The organism is Microcoleus sp. B13-B6 (assembly GCF_036705405.1).
Classification (GTDB): Bacteria; Cyanobacteriota; Cyanobacteriia; order Cyanobacteriales; family Microcoleaceae; genus Microcoleus.
In genome coordinates this window covers 28,862-47,265 of record NZ_JAUBUJ010000017.1, presented here as the reverse complement: position 1 = coordinate 47,265, position 18,404 = coordinate 28,862, and the positions used below count along the sequence as shown (strand labels likewise).

Sequence of the window (18,404 nt, the reverse complement as noted above, 5' to 3'; positions counted from 1 at the left end):
AGACCTTACAGAATATCTGATACAATGTAAGTATGACACAAAAAGCATTTAAGTACCGATTCTATCCAACTCCTGAGCAAGAAACTTTGCTGAGAAGAACGATGGGATGTACTCGATTAGTTTACAACCGTGCTTTAGCCGCAAGGACAGAAGCATGGTATGAACGTCAAGAGCGAGTCGGCTACTCGGAAACCTCAACAATGCTAACCAGTTGGAAAAAGCAGGAAGACTTGCAGTTTCTCAATGAAGTTAGCAGTGTGCCATTACAGCAAGGATTGAGACATTTACAAACTGCCTTTATTAATTTCTTTGCAGGAAGGGCAAAATACCCGAACTTCAAGAAAAAGCATCACGGCGGTAATGCTGAATTCACTAAAGCCGCTTTTAGGTGGAAAGATGGCAAAGTATTTTTAGCTAAATGTACTCAACCCTTGGATATCCGATGGAGTCGTCAACTCCCAGAAAGCGCAGAACCATCAACAATTACGGTGAAGCTCTCACCGTCTGGACGGTGGACTGTTTCTTTACTGGTAGATGTTGAGATAGCTGCATTACCGGCGTCTCCTAATCAAATTGGTTTGGATTTGGGTATTACTAGCCTGATCGCTTTGAGTAATGGCGAGAAGATTGTTAACCCTAAAACTTTCAAAGCAAAGCGCCGTAAGTTACGTAAAGCTCAAAAAGCGCTTAGCCGAAAGAAAAAAGGCTCTAAAAACCGCCACAAAGCAAGGTTGAAAGTCGCTAAAGTTCATGCAAAAATTAGCGAGGCTCGCAATGATTTTCTTCACAAGTTGACAACTCGACTGGTTCGTGAAAACCAAGTGATTGCAGTCGAGGATCTATCTGTGAAGAATCTGGTAAAAAATAGAAAACTCGCTCTCTCGATTAGTGATGCTAGTTGGGGGGAAATCGTCAGGCAACTTGAATATAAGTGCAACTGGTACGGTCGTACTTTTGTCAAAATTGACCGATGGTTTCCTAGCTCGAAGCGGTGTGGACATTGTGGACATATCGTTGACAAGCTGACTTTAAATATCAGAGAGTGGGATTGCCCTAAGTGCGGTACACATCACGATAGAGATGTAAATGCTGCTAAAAATATTCTTGCCGCAGGGCTTGCGGTGAATGTCTGTGGAGCGACTGTAAGACCCGAACAGAGTAAATCTGTTAAGGCTGGTGCTATGAAACAGAAACCTAAGTCGTGAGTCTTAGGAATCTCCGTCGCAGAGAGCGCGGAGTGGATGTCAATTGCGCGCAAATTTGCGAAGGTAAGCGTTCAGCGCGAGGTACATAAAATGTCAAAATTGATTCCTCTGAGATTGCAACAGCCTCGCGATCGATTGTTGGAGGAGGTGAAGCAGGAAGTCCAAGCAGGCCTCGCGCAGTCTTTGCACGCTGCTGTGCTCGCTAACCTCAGCCAAGACTCGCCTCCTGTTGGTGTTAACCGCTGTTGGGATGTGGAAGTGAAAGCGGGCAACCGTCCGAGTTTTCGGCTTCCTCCCACAGCAAGCATTGCCAAAGTGTTCGATCGCACCGGTGGCAAATTGGTAATTTTGGGAGCGACGGGTGCAGGCAAAACTACGACGCTGCTAGAATTAGCTCGCGTGTTAATTTCCCGCGCCCAAAAAGATGCTAGTTTGCCAGTACCAGTGCTGTTTGAACTCGGATCGTGGAAAGCAGAATCTGGGGCGATCGCAGATTGGTTAATTGCTCAACTTCAGTTCAAATACGGCATCTCTCCTGCGGTGGGCAAAAAATGGCTTGCCGCAAAACAATTGCTGCCTCTCCTCGACGGTTTGGACGAAGTAGAAACCCACCGCCAAAATATCTGCATTCAAGCAATTAATCAATTTGTTGAAAGCGAATTTAAACCCAAACATTTAGTAGCTTGCAGCAGTTTTGATGCTTACAAAAACTGCGAAAGTCGATTTCGCCTGCAAGCAGCGGTTTTATTGAAACCTTTAACAGAAACTAAAATTCAAAATTATCTGCTAGAAGCCCGAAGCCGCGAACTTTGGTACAGCATTGAGCACGAGCCGGAGTTGTTGAAATTGGCAAAAGTTCCCTTGCTTTTGAGCATGATGGCTCTGGCTTACGACGATATTTTAATTGAAGCTTGGAAGCGCATTATTTCCGCAGAAGAACAGCGCAAATATCTGTTAACTGCGTATATTCGCCACCAAATCACCGGCGAAGTCAAGCAGTATCCCAGAGGTAAGGAACTGCGGCCCGAACAAATTCGCCACTGGCTGGGATGGTTGGCGAGAAGGATGGAACAGGAAGGAATTCAAGAATTTTACCTCGATCGCATACCATCTAGCTGGCTGCAAACAGACGAGGAACGGCGCAAGTATCAGTTTGGAGTTAAGCTGGTTGGCGGGCTGATTTGGGTGCTTTTGGGATTAATTGCCAGCCTAGTCTCCGGGTCGATTTGGGGATTAATTGCCGGCGCTGTTGCTGCGGTAATTAGTGCTTTGTTGCCGGGACTTCCGGGGATTGAAAGTTTTATATTGCACCTTGTACTGTGGTCGAAGGGTTACATTCCTTGGGATTACAGGCGTTTTCTCGATGCTGCGAGCGATCGCTTGTTGCTGCAAAAAACTGGCGATCGGCGTTATCGATTTATTCACGATTTATTGCAAAAACATTTTTCGGAAATCTAAATGCCGGAGCTTGACAAAAACAAATATTTATGATATAAACTGGTCTCCTATAAGGTATGAGTTGGGACTCTTTTAACTAGAGGTATTTAACAAAAAAAAGAAATATAATAAATGGAACTGTGGAGGAACCGTAAATACCCACTAGCCAAATATTTGCCAAGCAAAAGGAAACTCAATGACTGTAAAATTCATTCTGAGCGAATACGTTGACAAAGCAATGGCGGAGGCGATGTATGACAAACTTGAAGATCGTAGCTTTGTTGGGAAAATTCCTGTTTGCAAGGGAGTCATCGCCTTTGGTTCAACTTTAAAGGAGTGTCAAAATGAGTTGCGCTCAACTTTGGAAGACTGGATTTTGCTAGGGTTAAAATTGCAACATCGAATGCCCGTCATTGACAATATTGATTTAAATAGGGAATAGCTTGTCAACTACCACACACTCATCCTAAAAAAAGTTTATGGTATTTTTGCCATCTGAAATAGCTGTTCTGCCGTAAATTCTAATCCCTCAAAAAGTGTATCTGTTAATAGCGTATCTCCCCTATAAGTCTGCAGTGCTGCATCGGGGTAAAAAACTGTAATGCTTCTCGCCTTGCTATCTACTACCCAAACCCGCAATACCTTAGCATCTAAATAATCTCTCGCTTTAGCAGCTAACTGACCGAAAGTTGGTTCTGGTGAAATAATTTCTATGACTAATTCTGGGACTACAGGACAGGCTTCATCTTGATTCCAGTCAGGAGATAAGCGTTCGTAAGAAACATATAAAAGATCGGGTACAGGCACCCAGTCTCGCCCCAGTCTGGTTAATCTTACCGCCCATTCTACACCAATTTCTCCCCGTTCCTCACCCCACTGTTCGAGGATTTTTATTAGGCTTCGGGTGAGGCGAGAATGAAATTTTTTAGGTGACATCTTCGGTACTGCTTGCTCGTCAATAAGTTCGTAGGTAATATCGCCTTCTCCTTCGCCAAGAGCGAAAAACTCTTCCAGAGTTAGTTGAGTTTTTGTCTGGAGCATAATATTCCTCTGCTGTGGGCAGGCAAGTTAGTATTATTTTAACTTCTTAAATATTCATTGACATAATACAAATGTTATGATAAAGATTGGGAAAATCTCAGGTTTTAACTGCCGAATTTGCGATCGCATCCTCATCGACACCCCCAAAAGGTTAATATTCTAGTCTGACCCTCCTGCAATCATTGCTTAATCTCCTATGGCAGAAACCTTACTTTTCAACGCCCTCCGCGAGGCGTTAGACGAAGAAATGGCCCGCGACTCCGCCGTATTCGTACTCGGCGAAGACGTAGGTCAATACGGCGGTTCCTACAAAGTCACCAAAGACCTCTACAACAAATACGGCGAACTTAGAGTGCTCGACACCCCGATCGCCGAAAATAGCTTTACAGGCCTGGCAGTAGGCGCAGCAATGACGGGGCTGCGGCCGGTCATCGAAGGCATGAACATGGGCTTTTTGCTGCTGGCCTTCAACCAAATTTCCAACAACGCCGGAATGCTGCGCTACACATCGGGCGGCAACTTCAAAATGCCAATGGTAATTCGTGGGCCCGGCGGCGTGGGCCGGCAACTCGGCGCCGAACACTCCCAGCGCTTAGAAGCATATTTCCAAGCAGTACCCGGTTTGAAAATAGTCGCCTGTTCGACTCCCTACAACGCCAAAGGACTCTTAAAATCAGCTATCCGCGACGATAACCCCGTTCTGTTTTTCGAGCACGTTCTTCTTTACAACCTCAAAGAAAATTTGCCAGAAACAGAATATTTAGTGCCGCTGGACAAAGCAGAAATTGTGCGATCGGGCAAAGATGTCACAATCGTGACATATTCGAGGATGCGACACCACGTCATGCAAGCCGTCCCCGCCCTGGTAAAAGAAGGTTACGATCCAGAAGTAATCGACCTAATTTCTCTCAAACCCCTGGACATGGAGACCATCGGCGCATCCCTTCGCAAAACTCACAAAGTAATTATTGTAGAGGAGTGCATGAAAACAGGAGGCATTGGTGCCGAACTAATTGCCTCAATCAGCGATCGATTTTTTGACGAACTCGACGCACCAGTTTTGCGCCTGTCTTCACAAGATATTCCCACACCTTACAACGGGAATTTGGAAAGACTGACCATTGTCCAGCCCAATCAAATTGTCGAGGCCGTCCAAAAAATGGTAGCTTTGCGAGTATAAATAGTCATCAGTCATTAGCCATTAGTCATTAGTTATCATTCTTTGGTTGTTCGCTAAAACTAACGATATCTGCCAGCAGGACATTGATGCTAAAACACGGATGCACAGATTGATTATTTCTTCCACCTAACTACTGACTAATGACCAATGACCAATGACTAATGACCAATGACTAATGACTAATAATTAAATATGCAAAAACAACGTTCCCTATTAGCCCTAATTTTTGTTTTAATCATCGCCGCCATTACTGTAATAGTAACAATTCCGACGCGGCTGGGATTAGACTTGCAAGGAGGGTCGCAACTCACAATTCAGGTAAAAACTACCCCCACAATTCCCAAAATTGACCAGGGAATGTTAGAAGCAGTGCGGCGGATTGTCGAAAACCGCGTCAACGGTTTGGGTGTTTCCGAAGCATTAGTCCAAACAGTAGGAGAAGACCAAATTCTCGTGCAGTTGCCCGGAGTAAATGACCCGCAGCAAGCAGAACGAGTTTTGGGCGGCACGGCAAAGCTAGAATTTCTGGAACAACTGCCTGGAACAGAAGCACAATTAGGCATTGAAAGGCAGTTGCAGCAGGAATTGCTGGTCAAACAAGCAGAATTGAAAACTAGCCCGAATGAGGCGGCTATTAAAGAAAATCAGGCTGCTTTGAAAAGAAGCAATGAGGCGATCGCCAAACTCTTCAAAAGCAGCGGCCTCGGCGGCGAAAACCTCAAAGACGCTCAACCTCAACCCTTGGCGGCTGGGAACAACTGGAACGTTGCTCTTGTTTTCGATTCCAAAGGAGGCGAACTATTTGCCCAACTCACTAAAAATTTAGCCGGCACCGGACGCAGTATCGGTATTTTCCTAGACGAAAGAATGATCAGTTCTCCAGTCGTCGGCGTTGAATTTGCCCAAACAGGAATTACTGGTGGGAGTGCCGTAATTCAAGGCAACTTTACAACGCAAGAAGCCAACGATTTAGCAGTGCAATTGCGGGGCGGCGCTTTGCCTGTGCCGGTCGAAATTGTAGAAAACCGCACCATCGGCGCTAGCTTGGGTAAAGACAGCATTCAAAGCAGTATTAACGCAGGTATCGGCGGCTTAGTTTTAGTCTTGATTTTCATGGTTGCCTACTATCGACTCCCCGGCGTAATTGCCAATATTGCGCTGTTAATTTATGCTCTATTAACTTGGGCAGCTTTCGTGCTTTTGGGAGTGACATTGACGCTGCCGGGAATAGCTGGTTTTGTGCTCAGCATCGGGATGGCTGTGGATGCTAACGTGCTGATTTTTGAACGCACGCGGGAAGAGTTGCGGGCGGGGAAATCGCTTTATCGATCGGTAGAATCGGGTTTTTACCGCGCTTTTTCCAGCATTTTAGACGGTAACGTCACAACAGTTATTGCTTGTGCTGCTTTGTTCTGGTTGGGCGCTGGTTTAGTTAAAGGGTTTGCTGTAACTCTGGCATTGGGGGTGGGAGTGAGTATGTTTACGGCGCTCACTTGCAGCCGCACTCTGCTGTTCGTAGTATTGAGCTTTCCAGCATTGCGGAAACCTCAGTGGTTCTGTCCCGGTTTGTCGAAAACTGCTAATAGCTAATGGGTAATTGGTAATTGGTAATTGGTAGTTGGTAATCGCTAAGAGTTGTCAGCTACAAACCGCTAAAAATTAGTTGTAAATTAATTACCAATGCCCAATGCCCAATGCCCCATGCCCAATGCCCAATGCCCAATTCCCAATGCCCAATTCCCAATTCCCGCTAAATTATGAAATTCAGTGTAATCAAACAGCGATCGCTCTGGTGGAGTATTTCCGCCGCTATAATCCTCGCAGGTATAGTGTCGATGGCGATTTCTTGGAGTCGTCCCGACATCCGCGCACCGCTGCGCCCAAGTTTAGATTTTGTCGGCGGCACTCGCCTGCAATTTGAGCTCGACTGCACGAAACCGGAAAATTGTAAACCCATCGATCTTGCTGCTGTCCGTGAAGTCCTGGACACCCAAGGTTTAGGTGGCAGCAGCCTTCAAGTTATCGGCAAAGAACAGCGCGGTTTGTCACTGCGAACAAAAACTTTGGATGTCGAACAGCGGACTAATTTGCAAACAGCTTTGAGCGAAAAGATAGGCACTTTTTCTCCTCAATCTACTCAAATCGATACGGTTGGGCCTACCCTCGGTAAACAATTATTTACTTCGGGATTGTTGGCTTTATTTCTTTCTTTTGCCGGAATTACGGTTTATCTAACATTCCGGTTTCAGTTGGATTATGCCTTTTTTGCTTTCGTTGCTCTATTCCACGACGTGTTGGTTACTCTTGGTGTTTTCTCGTTTTTGGGTTTAGTTCAAGGAGTGGAAGTTGACAGCTTATTTGTGGTCGCTCTCTTGACAATTATCGGTTTTTCTGTTAACGATACAGTCGTAATTTACGATCGCGTGCGCGAAGTAATCAAGCTAAATCCGGGACAGCCAATCAATCAAATTGTCGATGATGCTGTCATGCAGACGCTGGGAAGGTCAATTAACACAACGTTTACCACGCTGCTGACATTGTTTTCAATCTTTTTGTTTGGCGGCGAAACCCTCAAATACTTTGCTTTAGCTTTGATTGTCGGTTTTATTGCTGGTTCGTATTCGAGTATTTTCGTTGCCAGTACGCTGCTAGCTTGGTGGCGCAGTCGCACCGGTCACTCCATCCCCGTCCCCGCAGAAGGAATCAACCAGTCAGAGGAAGTTTAATTGACTGTTGACGGTTAACTGGTGACGGTTAACTGTTGACGGTTAACTGTTGACTGACTAATAATAAATCCTCAATAATCAATAACCAATGACAAATGAGAAATGACTAATAACTAATGACTAATGAAAGCGATGCAAATTTTCAAAGTGAAGTCCAAAGGCTTCACAAACTAACAGTTTACGGCCGCTGGTTAACTGTGATATTGCTGTGGATTAGCGTCGGTTCTTTGAGCATTTGGGGTTTGCGCCGCGAAATCGCTTTGTGGTTAGAACACTTCACTTGGGCGGCAGTGCGCTACGGTTTATCTTTTCATCGCTGGCCGACTCTCGGTTTGGGTTTGTGCTTGGGGATGACTTTAGGAGTGCTAACTTGGCAAAGTCGCAATATGGTGCGAGGATTGCCCCTGCGGGAAAAACAGGGTTTGGAACAACAAGTTCGCCGCATTCGCCAACAGGGGCCGAGTCATCCTTTGTGGAAGTGGGTTTGCAAAGGTTCGCGGTAGCCGACGGGCTTTATTCTTTAGTCTCAAGCGAGAGGAACGAAAGTTTGACAAGAAGCGGTTTCAACCGCCGAGTCCCTAACTTTTATTGCTTCTTCCTTCTTCCTTCTTCTTTCTTCCTTCTTCCTTTTTCTTTCTTCCTTCTTCCTTTTTCTTTCTTCCTTCTTCCTTTTTCTTTCTTCCTTCTTCCTTCTTCCTTCTTCCTTCTTCCTTCTTCCTTCTTCCTTCTTCCTTCTTCTATATCATGCAAAGCGAGGCAAAATCTGTGCTACGGAAGACTGTTGAAGCGGAATTTCGATCGCAAATTCTGCTCCTTTTCCCGGTTCCGAAAAGCACTTCAATGCGCCGCCGTGTTGGTTGACAACAATTTCATAGCTAATCGACAGTCCCAAACCCGTTCCTTGGCCGACCGGCTTAGTAGTAAAGAAAGGGTCAAACAACCGCTTCCGAACATCTTCTGCCATCCCCGGCCCGTTGTCAGAAATTTTAATTATTACCTTTTTTTTCTCAATTAATTCGGTGCGAATCCGAATCACAGGAATCAGGCGGGTAGAGTTAGAAAGTGATAATTGAGTCGTTGTACAAGACTGCTTTGGGTCGCCTAATTGCGACTTTTTAGGGTTGTTTTTATCGACATTTTCGTATGTATTAGACTCAAGAAGAGCGTAAATTGCATTAAGTAAAATATTCATAAATACCTGATTTAGCTGTCCGGGATAGCACTGCACCAGCGGCAAGTCGCTGTATTCTTTGTGAATTTCGATCGCCTCCTGCCCCGGTTTCGCTTTAAGCTGGCTTTGCAACAGCATAATCGTGTTGTTGATACCGTCGTGAATGTTGACCTGCTTCATTTCAGCTTCGTCTAATCTGCAAAAATTCCGCAGCGACAAAACGATGTCGCGCACTCTTTCTGCACCTTGCTGCATGGAATTTAAGACTCTTGGCAAGTCTTCTAGCAAATAATCGAGTTCGATTTTTTCAGCTTCCGCTGCAATTTCCGGTATGAATTCGGAACACTGCTGCCTGTAGATGTTGAGCATCTGCATTAAAGCTTGCGTGTATTCTTTAGCGTGGTGCAAATTGCTGTAGATAAAGCCGATAGGATTGTTGATTTCGTGAGCTACTCCTGCTACTAACTGCCCCAAAGAAGACATTTTTTCTGTTTGAATTAGTTGAGTTTGAGTGCGCTGAAGTTCCAGCAGGGCCAGTTCGAGCTGTTGGGCTTGATGTCTCAATTGCGCTTGCGACTCGCGCATTGCCACGGTTGATAACTCGTGAATTTGCAACTGAGAAAGCAGCAGTTGGTGTACGTCTAAAAGTTTGTAAGTTTCCGGTTCTACTTGTACTACAATTGGTTCGTGGATTAGTTCGGGCGATCGCTCCAAAGACTGCCGCACTGCCGTCACAATTGAGGTTTCGCGATCGAGAACCAACATATCAGTTTTAGTAAAGCGGTAGAGTATGAACAAAGGCTGTTGAGAAAATAACTCCAAGCTGTAGGGGCGGCTCATGTGTTCAAAATAACGCCGCCGCGAAATCATCCCTATAAACTTTCCTTGCTGAGTGATGATGATGCCCGGAACTAAAGGGTTTGCTTGAAAAATTTTAGCAACTTCGTCCCCCGGACACTCAGATTCTAGGAGAAAGTCGTACAGGGTTAATTCCTGTAGAGTCGATCGCAAACCAAGCGGCGATTTTAGGGGACTCAACCCGTCAGTTTCATACACTGCTCCCTCCTTTGGTAATTGGCAGTTGCGGTTGGCTGCTGGAGTCTTGCCTACTATTTAGACGGCATTTTCAACTCTTTTTATAGCTTAGTTATCAACTTCCCTCTGCTCCCTGGAATCCCGTTAATTCAGCAGGATTTTTTTGTCTTAAATCGTGCTGGTGTCCCCCGAAACGATATTGCAGGTTAGATTGATTTAACAGCAGACACCCCTTTGAAACTTGACTATGTAGTAAATTTTATATATCCAAGATTTGGCTAATCCGAATATAACAGTCATAACTATTTTTAATGTTTGATGACATTAACTTGGTTCAGATGGATAGACATCTGCGACCTGTGGCAGTACATTTCGTATTACCCCTTGCGTAAAATTATATTACAATAAGACAAGAATAGCGACAAATCGGCCGCCGATCGCCCGATTTTAAAATTCAGGCCAAACAGGTTTCCGGCAATTGCCAATTAATCTCAATTGTCAGTTTTTTTGCACAAATGCCGATCGCACTCAACCCGAAGATTGTATTGTAGGTAGTCTCCGAGCCAGGGACAGCCGATGGCGAGCAATTTGTCAAGTTCGGCAGCTTATACTTTAGCCGCATCGACACTCCAAAGTTTCACCGACGAAATTTTTCCCGGCAGATGCTAAAGTTGTGCGATCGCAACTAAAACTCACATTCCACACATCCCCTTAACCTGCCTTAAAAGTTTCCACAAAAGTACCGTCGGGGCACCAACTTGAAATTCAAATTCTGTCGCTGGCAAATCGGAGACGGAGAATCAAGAGGAAGCAGAAATAAATAATTCTATTGTACCCGAATTTTCCCCAACTTCAACTTCAATTTGACGAAATTGGTTTGGTTGCGGTAATATTTCGATCATTATTATTTCTCCTCCCCCTTGAGTTTAGGCAATTCTCATTAGAAACTCTAAGATGTTGATTTGAGGAACATCGGGGGGTGGGGTTTGCTTGGGCGATCGCACTGAGCTAAATTGAAATGACATTGGAGGAAAGTAAGCGACGGTTTCCATGTGCGGTTTCCCGAACTAGAGGTGGTAATTCTATACACGGCGGGGCGATCGTACTTTCAGTACAATGTCAGTATTTCAACCTGTACATTTGTTGAGTCTGAGTCTCTGAGAGTGTGAAAGTCGCTTTTATCCTTTGGCTGTCTGGATAGAAGGTTTTTCAAGGGTGGGGCGGTGCGAGGGCCAGAAGCAGACAGTTAACCAAACGGCACAAGGGAAGTCGGCCGCTAACGCCCACTGAGGAAGGAGTTTAGAATCTCACCGTCAAATCTCAATAGAGAAAAGCACCATAGCACCCCCAGCAATATCACCCAAAAGAATGATTGATTCAAAAAAAGTTGCGTGTTATATTTCAATATAATTCTATACAAAAATACTTTTACCTAAAAGGAGAACAAAAAATGGACACACCTACAGAACGCCTACAAGAACCAGTCGGGACAAGAGAACTCGAATCAATACCTGTATCTGACAAAGTTTCGGCCGACAAAATTAGTGAAGTTAATTTTGAAACGACTCCTTTAGAAACCCCTACTTATACTCAGGAAAAAGTTAGCGTCGAGGAGTTGAAGATTAACGGGGACGATTTGGTTGCTAAAGTTAAAGAACTGATTCACGAAGGAAATATCCGCCGCATCATTATCAAAAATGAAGAGGGACGGATTTTGGTAGAAGTTCCTCTGACGGTGGGAGTAGTCGGTGGAGTCATCGGTGCGGCCTTGTTTCCAGTCATTGCAGCAATAGGAGCGATAGGTGCATTAGTCGCTCACCTTACCATCATCATTGAAAGAACCGAGTAAAAAAACTCAGTTGTTAGTAAGGCTCCTGTCCGGTTAATATCCCGTAATCAAGCTTGTTGGTAGTGAGTACGACTATCATCTATTGATAAGCTGTTCAGCATTTAAATAGAATGTCAACAAACAATTCGCCGTCTTGTGGGGAGTAGGGGTTGGGCCAGAAAGCCCGCCCTGAATATGCAATTTAAATGCGTGACACCTTAGATGAGAAAAAACTTGTCTTTACTACTAAAAACTTAATTGTGGTTATCTAACCGGACTTGAACAAATTTCAAGCACAAACTGGCTTTATAAATATAGCAAGCCTTGCAGGAGTCGTAAAATTTTTACGACTCCTGCAAGGCTTGCTATATGCTTGCACAGCAAGCATTATAAATAACTCATTTAGCGGGTATTCTTTGTTGAAGTCCGGCTAATCCTATTCCTTTGGAGACTTGGGCAATCACTCTGGGGGTAGAGCCTGGTTAATATATTGGCGAGTTAGATTCGATACAAATGAAGGAAAAACCAAAAGTTCTCTAAACTCCCGAAGCAGAAAGCTGTTAAGCATTTAAACTGGGTATGAGCAAAACGCCAAATGCTTACACATGAATCTTGCCTGAATCTTGACAGTGAATCGAAGTAAGTGATTTAAATGCTGAACAGCTTAGCTCAAGTTTTCCAACCAGAGCATCTCCTACAGACAAATATTTTTTGAATAGTTGTGGCGAAGATAATTATGAAACCTAACGAAGAAAATAGCTCTAGCCGTGAAATTCATCAAGAAGTTCACACAGATGCAAGTAACGGTCACGTCAGTACAACGCGAACCACTACAAGTGTTCCGAGTACAACTGCGAAGGCTTCTAAAGAAGCAGCTCATCACCAAGGTTATGTACAGGGTCAAATGGCGGAAAACCACCGCCAACTTGGAGTCCAAGAAGTCCGCGATAATGAGAATGCTGGTCGCGGGTTACTGTTAGGAATTCTTCTTGCTTCTTTGGCAGGTTTAGTTCTGGGCAGTGTATATTACTTCAATCGGAGCGAGGAGGCTCCTACTCCTGCTTCTGCTCCTGTGATTGTTGTACCGAAAGCGAATCAACCTTCAGCAACACCTGCTCCGACTCGGACTATAGAGAGAGAAAAAACGATCATTCAAAAGATTGTTCCGGTTCCGGTTCAACCATCTCCAGCTCAAAAGGCTACGCCGAGTCCTCAACCAAGTCCAGCTCAAAAGGCAACTCCGGCTCCTCAACCAAGTCCGGCTCCCAATATCAATATTACAATTCCAAATTCACAGCAGCAAGATGCACCCGCTCAGCAAGCAGCGCCGTCTCCATCTTCGCCGTCAAATAATACCAATACTACGGTTCCGAATCCGCAGGATGAGCCAGCTTCCACTCCGCCAACTGCAGCACCTGAGAGTTCAGCTACTCCTTCTCCAACTCAAGATGAGGGCGCTCCTGGAGCAGGTACCAGCGGCGAAACTAATACCGAAAGCCGGAGCGAGTCTAATCCTACGGATACGGCTGTACCTGAAAGCAACTCCGGCGCAGAGGGTGCGACTGGTTCACCGCAATAGAAGTTGGATGTCGAATTAGTCCGCCTGGGGTTCCAACCCCAGACTCATAGCTAAAGTCCTTTAAAGCTGATATCTGGCACCAGTCTCAAGAACAGGCTTTTCGGCCTGTTCCACAAAGAGTAGATTTTATTGTGGAACAGGCATCTTGCGTCTCAAGAACAGGCTTTTCGGCCTGTTCCACAAAGAGTAGATTTTCTTGTGGGGTGGGCTTCTAGCCCGCCCAAAAAAGGATTATTGAGAATGGTGCAACATATTAGTTAAAGAGGACTTTTTTTTAGGGTTTAAAGTGAAATCTTGCACCATTATCAATAAGCCTGCTATAGGCGGAATCTCCTGCCCAAACCCTACTCCCCACAAGAAAACTCATTCTTTGTGAAACAGGCGCGAAAGCCTGTTAAGCGAGAATGGTGCAACATCTCAGACTAACCGGACATTGTGGCTGAACTCAAGAAACCTGGTTTCTGCGGTGGAAAACGTTTTAAGAGTGTGCCAACCTATCCTAAGAAACAGTTTGGTGAACTAATTTAACTTTCCCTAAAGCCGTCTTCCTGCTGTCAAAGAGTTTCATCACGCCGGAGGTGATGGTCTCGATGACATCGGGAGCGCAGTAAGAGAGAAACTCTTCCGAAGAAGTAGGATCTGCAAAAAACTCTTGAGCTTTCTTCAAAAAGTTTTCTGTTTCAGCAAAGCCGATAGATTTGATAATAAACGTAGAAACCGGGGAGTTTTTAATATCATAGCGCGATTCTTGATTGCGTCCTATTTCTAGCAGGTCTAACACTTCTCTTTGCAACTGACTGTCTAAGGGGTAGGCGCTCTGTCTGTTGGGCAAGTAATCCTCCAAAACCGAGGTTTTAAATCCTGGTGTACGCAATTCTCCCATCATAGTTGAAAGCGGAATATCGCGCCCCAAACGGTAGGAAAGAGCTTCTAAAATGGCGATAGTAATTAGCTTGACCCCCAGATAAAGTTTAGCAACTTCGATATTTTTGCGAGTTCTAGCAATCAGGTTAGCGTAGGTTGCATCGTCCGGCTCTTGCATAAACTGCTGGAAAACCAGTTCGGGTTTGAGGAAGTTCAAAAATCCTTCCATTTTTTGCAGAGACCTGCGATATCCGGCAACAGTATAGGAATTAACATTGGTCAATTCGTGGTTGGTTTCTGGCATCAAATTCCAGGTATTGTCTAAAAAATTAGAGGAATTGGGAGAGGCAAAATTCTCTACATCCCGATTGGCTAACCTGACAGCACGCTTGACAATTTCTACGATTTGGGCATCGCTCCATCCCAAGTTAAAATCGCGGTTCGCACTTACCAAACGCTGGTGCAAAAGTTCGATCGCGCTCAAACCGCTGGGCGAAACGGGACGAAAAGGGATAGTAGCTTCGATGCAAGCGGCGATTTCGGCGATCGTACTAGCTGGCAAAAAAGGCTCCAAAGATTTGGCAGCAATAACGGCACTCAAAAATTCGTTTTGGCCGCCAAACGGAGAGAGAGTCTTGCCGGGAATAAACCCAAATACTGAGGCCACTAGGTGATACATGGCATCGTCGGGCAGTTCGGTTTCATTTCTAATAACTAACTGCGATCGCACCTCTTTGACAAAAGGACAAAGGGCGCTGCTAATATTGAAACTAACGCCCTGATCGACTTGCACGTACACGAGGTCGTGAAACAACGCAGCCAGCACCTCGATCGGATCGACTGACCCCCCGACCTCAAAAATGTGTTCCGACGTGTGAAAGTAGCGCCAAGGCCCTCTCATCGTTTGAATAATTAGCTCAGCTATCTGCTCCAGCTTTGGAATGTCTACTCGACCTCCCAATTGCTCGATCGAGCTTACCAAGCAATCCAAGCACCGTTTTTGTTCTGCCAAAAGCTCCATTTACACACCTCCAGTGCATTCCCTGATTGTCTTGCGCTTGATTGAATGGTATCAAAACGCGCTGCGATCGTGCCATAATTCGTCACTCAAAAATTTCAAATTTTAGGGTGAAACAGAGAGAGGGGGCGAGAGAAAGAGGAAGAGCGAGGAAGAGCGAGGGAGAGCGAGGGAGAGAGAGAGCGAGAAATTAAATATTAAAAATTCTGCCGTTGTGGATCTTCGGGCAACTTGGGCGATCGGTATCATAAATTACAGTAAAAATGACAAAAAGTGGGTAAAAACTTGATGAATTTTTGATGAAATTATGAGGAATTTTTGACAAAAGCTGTGGGTGGGTGGCATTGACACCAGCTTCAAGCTGCAGTGGTCTAAATACTGCGTGTAGCCTCAGAATAAGATTCCTAGACGTGCTGATAAACCTCTTGATATTTGCGCTGATACACTTGAGTTGATTAGCTTTCGGGCAGTTGGTCTAAAGCTTCCTATCGCCACTTTAACTGCTGCCTTGGTTTGCTGTCGCATCCCCAATCTAACACTAACAGAACTTACACAAGTGTCACCAGTGATCCGGGCACTATGCAGCACAAAATCCGACAATAAACATGGGAAAATCGGGGCGTTTCAGTGGCTCAATTAAATAATTGGACAACATCAATCCAGCTTAAATACCCCCTTAATCCCTCAGTCCCCCTCGGCTGGGACTTTGTATGTTTAGAAGCGATTTAAATCGCCGAATCAACTGTTATATTCCCAACTTCTTTAAGAAGTCGGGTATCGGGGTCTTGTGTGTTTTGAGCCGTTGCTGACCAAGAATTTCAAAGGTGGTACCCCCCACGTGATTTATCCGTGGAATCAATCCAAAATCGAAAATCGAAAATCCTCAAGAAAGAGCATTTATCCGTGGGGTCGCCTCTAAAATCTAAAATCTAAAATCTAAAATCGATTGACTTACTGCATCCGATCGATCGTCCGATACTGCACCGCCTCCGCCACATGATTCGTTTTCAAGCTTTCATCCCCCGACAAATCAGCAATAGTTCTAGCAACCTTCAAAATGCGATCGCTCCCCCTCGCCGACAGCCCCAACTTCCGAATCGCCATCTCCAATAAATTCCGAGAAGCATCATCCAACTGACACCATGTGTTAATGTGACTGCTTTGCATCTGGGCATTACAGCGCAAACTAGATTCCGACTGAAAACGGCGAGTTGCGAGTTCTCGCGCCCGCTGCACCCTCACCCGCACCGGTTCCGACTCCTCCCCCGTCGGCTGTCGCGTAATTTCCTCGGGTTTCAAACGATTTACGGCCACTTGCAAATCAATCCGATCCATCAAAGGCCCCGAAAGTTTTGCCCAATATTGCTCCCTCTTTTGCGGCGAACAAGTACACTGTTGAATCGAATCGCCGTAATAACCGCAAGCGCAAGGATTCGTACTAGCAACTAAAGTGAATTGCGCCGGAAACATCACCGATTGTCTAGTTCGAGAAATCGTCACATAACCATCTTCCAGCGGTTGTCGCAAAAACTCCAAAACATCTCTTTTAAACTCAGTTAATTCATCCAAAAAAAGAATGCCGCGATGTGCTAAAGAAATTTCACCCGGACGCGGAAAACTGCCGCCACCTACCAAAGAAGGCCCAGATGCCGAATGGTGAGGACTGCGAAAAGGTCGATCGCCCACCAAGCTTCCCTTATCCTTCAACAACCCAGCCACCGAATGAATCTGAGTCACATCCAAAGCTTCATCAAAAGTCAGCGGCGGCAAAATACCCGGCAAACGCCTCGCCAACATAGTCTTACCGCTCCCTGGCGGCCCCACAAAAATTAAATTGTGTCCCCCCGCCGCCGCAATTTCCAAAGCCCGCCGCGCGTGAATTTGCCCCTTTACATCCTTTAAATCAAGGCCAGAAAACCGCGTTTTAGCTAATTCTTCTCGACCGTTTACTTCTACAGGCGAATAAACTTCAGGATTGTTCAAAAAATCAGTAACTGCAAAAATATTCTCAAAACCATAAACAGATATTCCGTGCACCAAAGCCGCTTCTTGCGCGTTACCAGCCGGTACAACCAACCCCGAAATACCCATTTTTTGAGCAGCAGCGGCGATCGGCAAAACCCCAGCCACAGGCCGTAAACTCCCATCTAAAGAAAGTTCCCCTAAAAACAAATAATCTCCCAAAAGTTGACCGCTGACTTGTTCGGATGCTGCTAAAATGCCAATGGCGATCGGCAAATCAAAACTCGGCCCCTCCTTCCGCAAATCCGCCGGAGTCAAATTAATCACAATACTCCGCATCGGAAAAGCATATCCAGAATTTTTTAGCGTAGCCTTAACCCTTTCTTTAGCTTCTTGCACCGCAGAATCGGGCAACCCCACAACGACGATTTTCGGTAGCCCCCCTGACACATCAGCCTCAACACCCACCTTTACCGCGTCAATTCCAACGATCGATGCACTCCAAACCCTAGCAAGCATTTTTCTTTATCCTTAATTTGCCTGTCCTTGATTCATCATCTATTATGATTAACAATGACTAATGAATATCGGGAGAGGCAAGAAAACTTTTCCTTGCCTCTTCTTTTTCTCCTCTTCCCTCTCTCCTGCTGCCTCTTCCCTCTTCCCACTTCCCCTTCTCCCTTCCCACTTGGGCCTTCCCTCTTCCCACTTCCCACTTGGGCCTTCTTCCCTCTTCCCCCTTCCGCCTTCTTCCTTCTTCCTTCTTCCTTCTTCCTTCGTTCGTTAACACCCATGACAACTCAAGAAACGCTTTTCAGCAAAATCATCCGCAAAGAGATTCCCGCAGACATCGTTTATGAAGACGACTTGGCCCTCGCGTTCAGAGATATCCATCCGCAAGCACCCGTCCACATCCTCGTCATTCCCAAACAGCCTATTGCCAAATTAGCCGATGCCGAATCGGGAGATCATGCTCTCATGGGACACTTGCTGCTGACTGTCAAACGGGTAGCAGAACAACTCGGACTTAGCAACGGCTATCGCGTCGTCATTAATAGCGGCAGCGACGGCGGTCAAACTGTAGACCACCTGCACCTTCACATTCTCGGCGGACGGCAGATGAAGTGGCCCCCAGGCTAAAGCCTAATTTTTACGCAGAAATTGCGGACTCATCCTCAGAAATCCGGTTGATTTCTATTGCCCAGCGCTTCAGAAACCGGGTTTCTTTTTTCGTCAATAAACCGGGTTGATTGGCTCTTATTGAGAATGGAGCCCGATCGCACTTGAAACCAGGTTTTCACTATTCTCCCGATAAAATTTCCCCTCGCAGAATCCACCGGGTATTTGTGAATAAATAT

The 18,404-nt window shown here is 45.5% G+C and carries 16 protein-coding genes; 10 read left to right on the top strand and 6 right to left on the bottom strand.

The window, feature by feature from the left end; all coding sequences use genetic code 11:
* Positions 1 to 32: 32 nt before the first annotated feature.
* The 3 genes from QUB35_RS10175 to QUB35_RS10165 all read left to right on the top strand — a co-directional run bounded on the left by QUB35_RS10175 (position 33) and on the right by QUB35_RS10165 (position 3,084).
* Positions 33 to 1,205, top strand: a complete 1,173-nt coding sequence (locus tag QUB35_RS10175) for an RNA-guided endonuclease TnpB family protein (RefSeq protein ID WP_333141755.1) — start codon at positions 33 to 35, stop codon at positions 1,203 to 1,205.
* A gap of 90 nt (positions 1,206 to 1,295) precedes the next feature.
* On the top strand, positions 1,296 to 2,663 hold the full coding sequence (locus tag QUB35_RS10170; RefSeq protein WP_333141753.1) for an NACHT domain-containing protein: 1,368 nt from the start codon (positions 1,296 to 1,298) through the stop codon (positions 2,661 to 2,663).
* Between the two features lie 175 nt (positions 2,664 to 2,838).
* The gene (locus tag QUB35_RS10165; protein WP_333141751.1) at positions 2,839 to 3,084 is read left to right on the top strand and encodes a type II toxin-antitoxin system HicB family antitoxin; all 246 of its coding nucleotides are present in this window, start codon (positions 2,839 to 2,841) and stop codon (positions 3,082 to 3,084) included.
* A 35-nt stretch (positions 3,085 to 3,119) separates the two neighbouring features.
* On the opposite strand, the gene QUB35_RS10160 is transcribed toward QUB35_RS10165, so the two are convergent.
* Positions 3,120 to 3,683 (bottom strand): Uma2 family endonuclease, encoded by a 564-nt coding sequence (locus QUB35_RS10160; protein ID WP_333141749.1) that lies wholly within the window; start codon positions 3,681 to 3,683, stop codon positions 3,120 to 3,122.
* Between the two features lie 196 nt (positions 3,684 to 3,879).
* Here QUB35_RS10160 and QUB35_RS10155 point away from each other — a divergent pair, with 196 nt between their 5' ends.
* The 4 genes from QUB35_RS10155 (at position 3,880) to QUB35_RS10140 (ending at position 8,092) form a co-directional block, all read left to right on the top strand.
* The gene (locus QUB35_RS10155; RefSeq protein WP_333141747.1) at positions 3,880 to 4,863 is read left to right on the top strand and encodes an alpha-ketoacid dehydrogenase subunit beta; all 984 of its coding nucleotides are present in this window, start codon (positions 3,880 to 3,882) and stop codon (positions 4,861 to 4,863) included.
* Positions 4,864 to 5,055: 192 nt separating this feature from the next.
* Positions 5,056 to 6,453 carry a protein translocase subunit SecD gene (secD, locus tag QUB35_RS10150; protein ID WP_333141745.1) on the top strand — a complete coding sequence of 466 codons (1,398 nt, stop codon included), beginning with the start codon at positions 5,056 to 5,058 and terminating at the stop codon, positions 6,451 to 6,453.
* 167 nt (positions 6,454 to 6,620) lie between these two features.
* The gene (gene secF, locus QUB35_RS10145) at positions 6,621 to 7,589 is read left to right on the top strand and encodes a protein translocase subunit SecF (protein WP_333141743.1); all 969 of its coding nucleotides are present in this window, start codon (positions 6,621 to 6,623) and stop codon (positions 7,587 to 7,589) included.
* 116 nt (positions 7,590 to 7,705) lie between these two features.
* Positions 7,706 to 8,092 carry a hypothetical protein gene (locus QUB35_RS10140; protein ID WP_333141741.1) on the top strand — a complete coding sequence of 129 codons (387 nt, stop codon included), beginning with the start codon at positions 7,706 to 7,708 and terminating at the stop codon, positions 8,090 to 8,092.
* Positions 8,093 to 8,174: 82 nt separating this feature from the next.
* Here QUB35_RS10140 and QUB35_RS10135 read toward each other — a convergent pair whose 3' ends face one another.
* Both QUB35_RS10135 and QUB35_RS10130 read right to left on the bottom strand, forming a co-directional pair.
* The gene (locus QUB35_RS10135) at positions 8,175 to 8,339 is read right to left on the bottom strand and encodes a hypothetical protein (RefSeq protein ID WP_333141739.1); all 165 of its coding nucleotides are present in this window, start codon (positions 8,337 to 8,339) and stop codon (positions 8,175 to 8,177) included.
* Complete coding sequence (locus QUB35_RS10130; protein WP_333141737.1) at positions 8,332 to 9,816, bottom strand: ATP-binding protein; 1,485 nt, start codon at positions 9,814 to 9,816, stop codon at positions 8,332 to 8,334. The genes QUB35_RS10135 and QUB35_RS10130 overlap by 8 nt, the downstream gene beginning before the upstream one ends.
* Positions 9,817 to 11,245: 1,429 nt before the next feature.
* Here QUB35_RS10130 and QUB35_RS10125 point away from each other — a divergent pair.
* On the top strand, positions 11,246 to 11,644 hold the full coding sequence (locus QUB35_RS10125) for a DUF4342 domain-containing protein (RefSeq protein ID WP_333141735.1): 399 nt from the start codon (positions 11,246 to 11,248) through the stop codon (positions 11,642 to 11,644).
* Between the two features lie 715 nt (positions 11,645 to 12,359).
* Positions 12,360 to 13,202, top strand: a complete 843-nt coding sequence (locus tag QUB35_RS10120; protein WP_333141732.1) for a hypothetical protein — start codon at positions 12,360 to 12,362, stop codon at positions 13,200 to 13,202.
* A 499-nt stretch (positions 13,203 to 13,701) separates the two neighbouring features.
* Here the strand turns inward: QUB35_RS10120 and QUB35_RS10115 are convergent, their stop codons facing one another.
* From QUB35_RS10115 to QUB35_RS10105, 3 genes are all read right to left on the bottom strand, one after another.
* Positions 13,702 to 15,087, bottom strand: coding sequence for a hypothetical protein (locus tag QUB35_RS10115; protein WP_333141730.1), 1,386 nt, complete (start codon positions 15,085 to 15,087; stop codon positions 13,702 to 13,704).
* Positions 15,088 to 16,035: 948 nt separating this feature from the next.
* Complete coding sequence (locus tag QUB35_RS10110) at positions 16,036 to 17,565, bottom strand: YifB family Mg chelatase-like AAA ATPase (protein WP_333141728.1); 1,530 nt, start codon at positions 17,563 to 17,565, stop codon at positions 16,036 to 16,038.
* Between the two features lie 35 nt (positions 17,566 to 17,600).
* Positions 17,601 to 17,840, bottom strand: coding sequence for a hypothetical protein (locus tag QUB35_RS10105; protein ID WP_333141726.1), 240 nt, complete (start codon positions 17,838 to 17,840; stop codon positions 17,601 to 17,603).
* Here QUB35_RS10105 and QUB35_RS10100 point away from each other — a divergent pair.
* Positions 17,839 to 18,186, top strand: coding sequence for a histidine triad nucleotide-binding protein (locus QUB35_RS10100; protein ID WP_006631073.1), 348 nt, complete (start codon positions 17,839 to 17,841; stop codon positions 18,184 to 18,186). The genes QUB35_RS10105 and QUB35_RS10100 overlap by 2 nt on opposite strands.
* Positions 18,187 to 18,404: the final 218 nt, after the last annotated feature.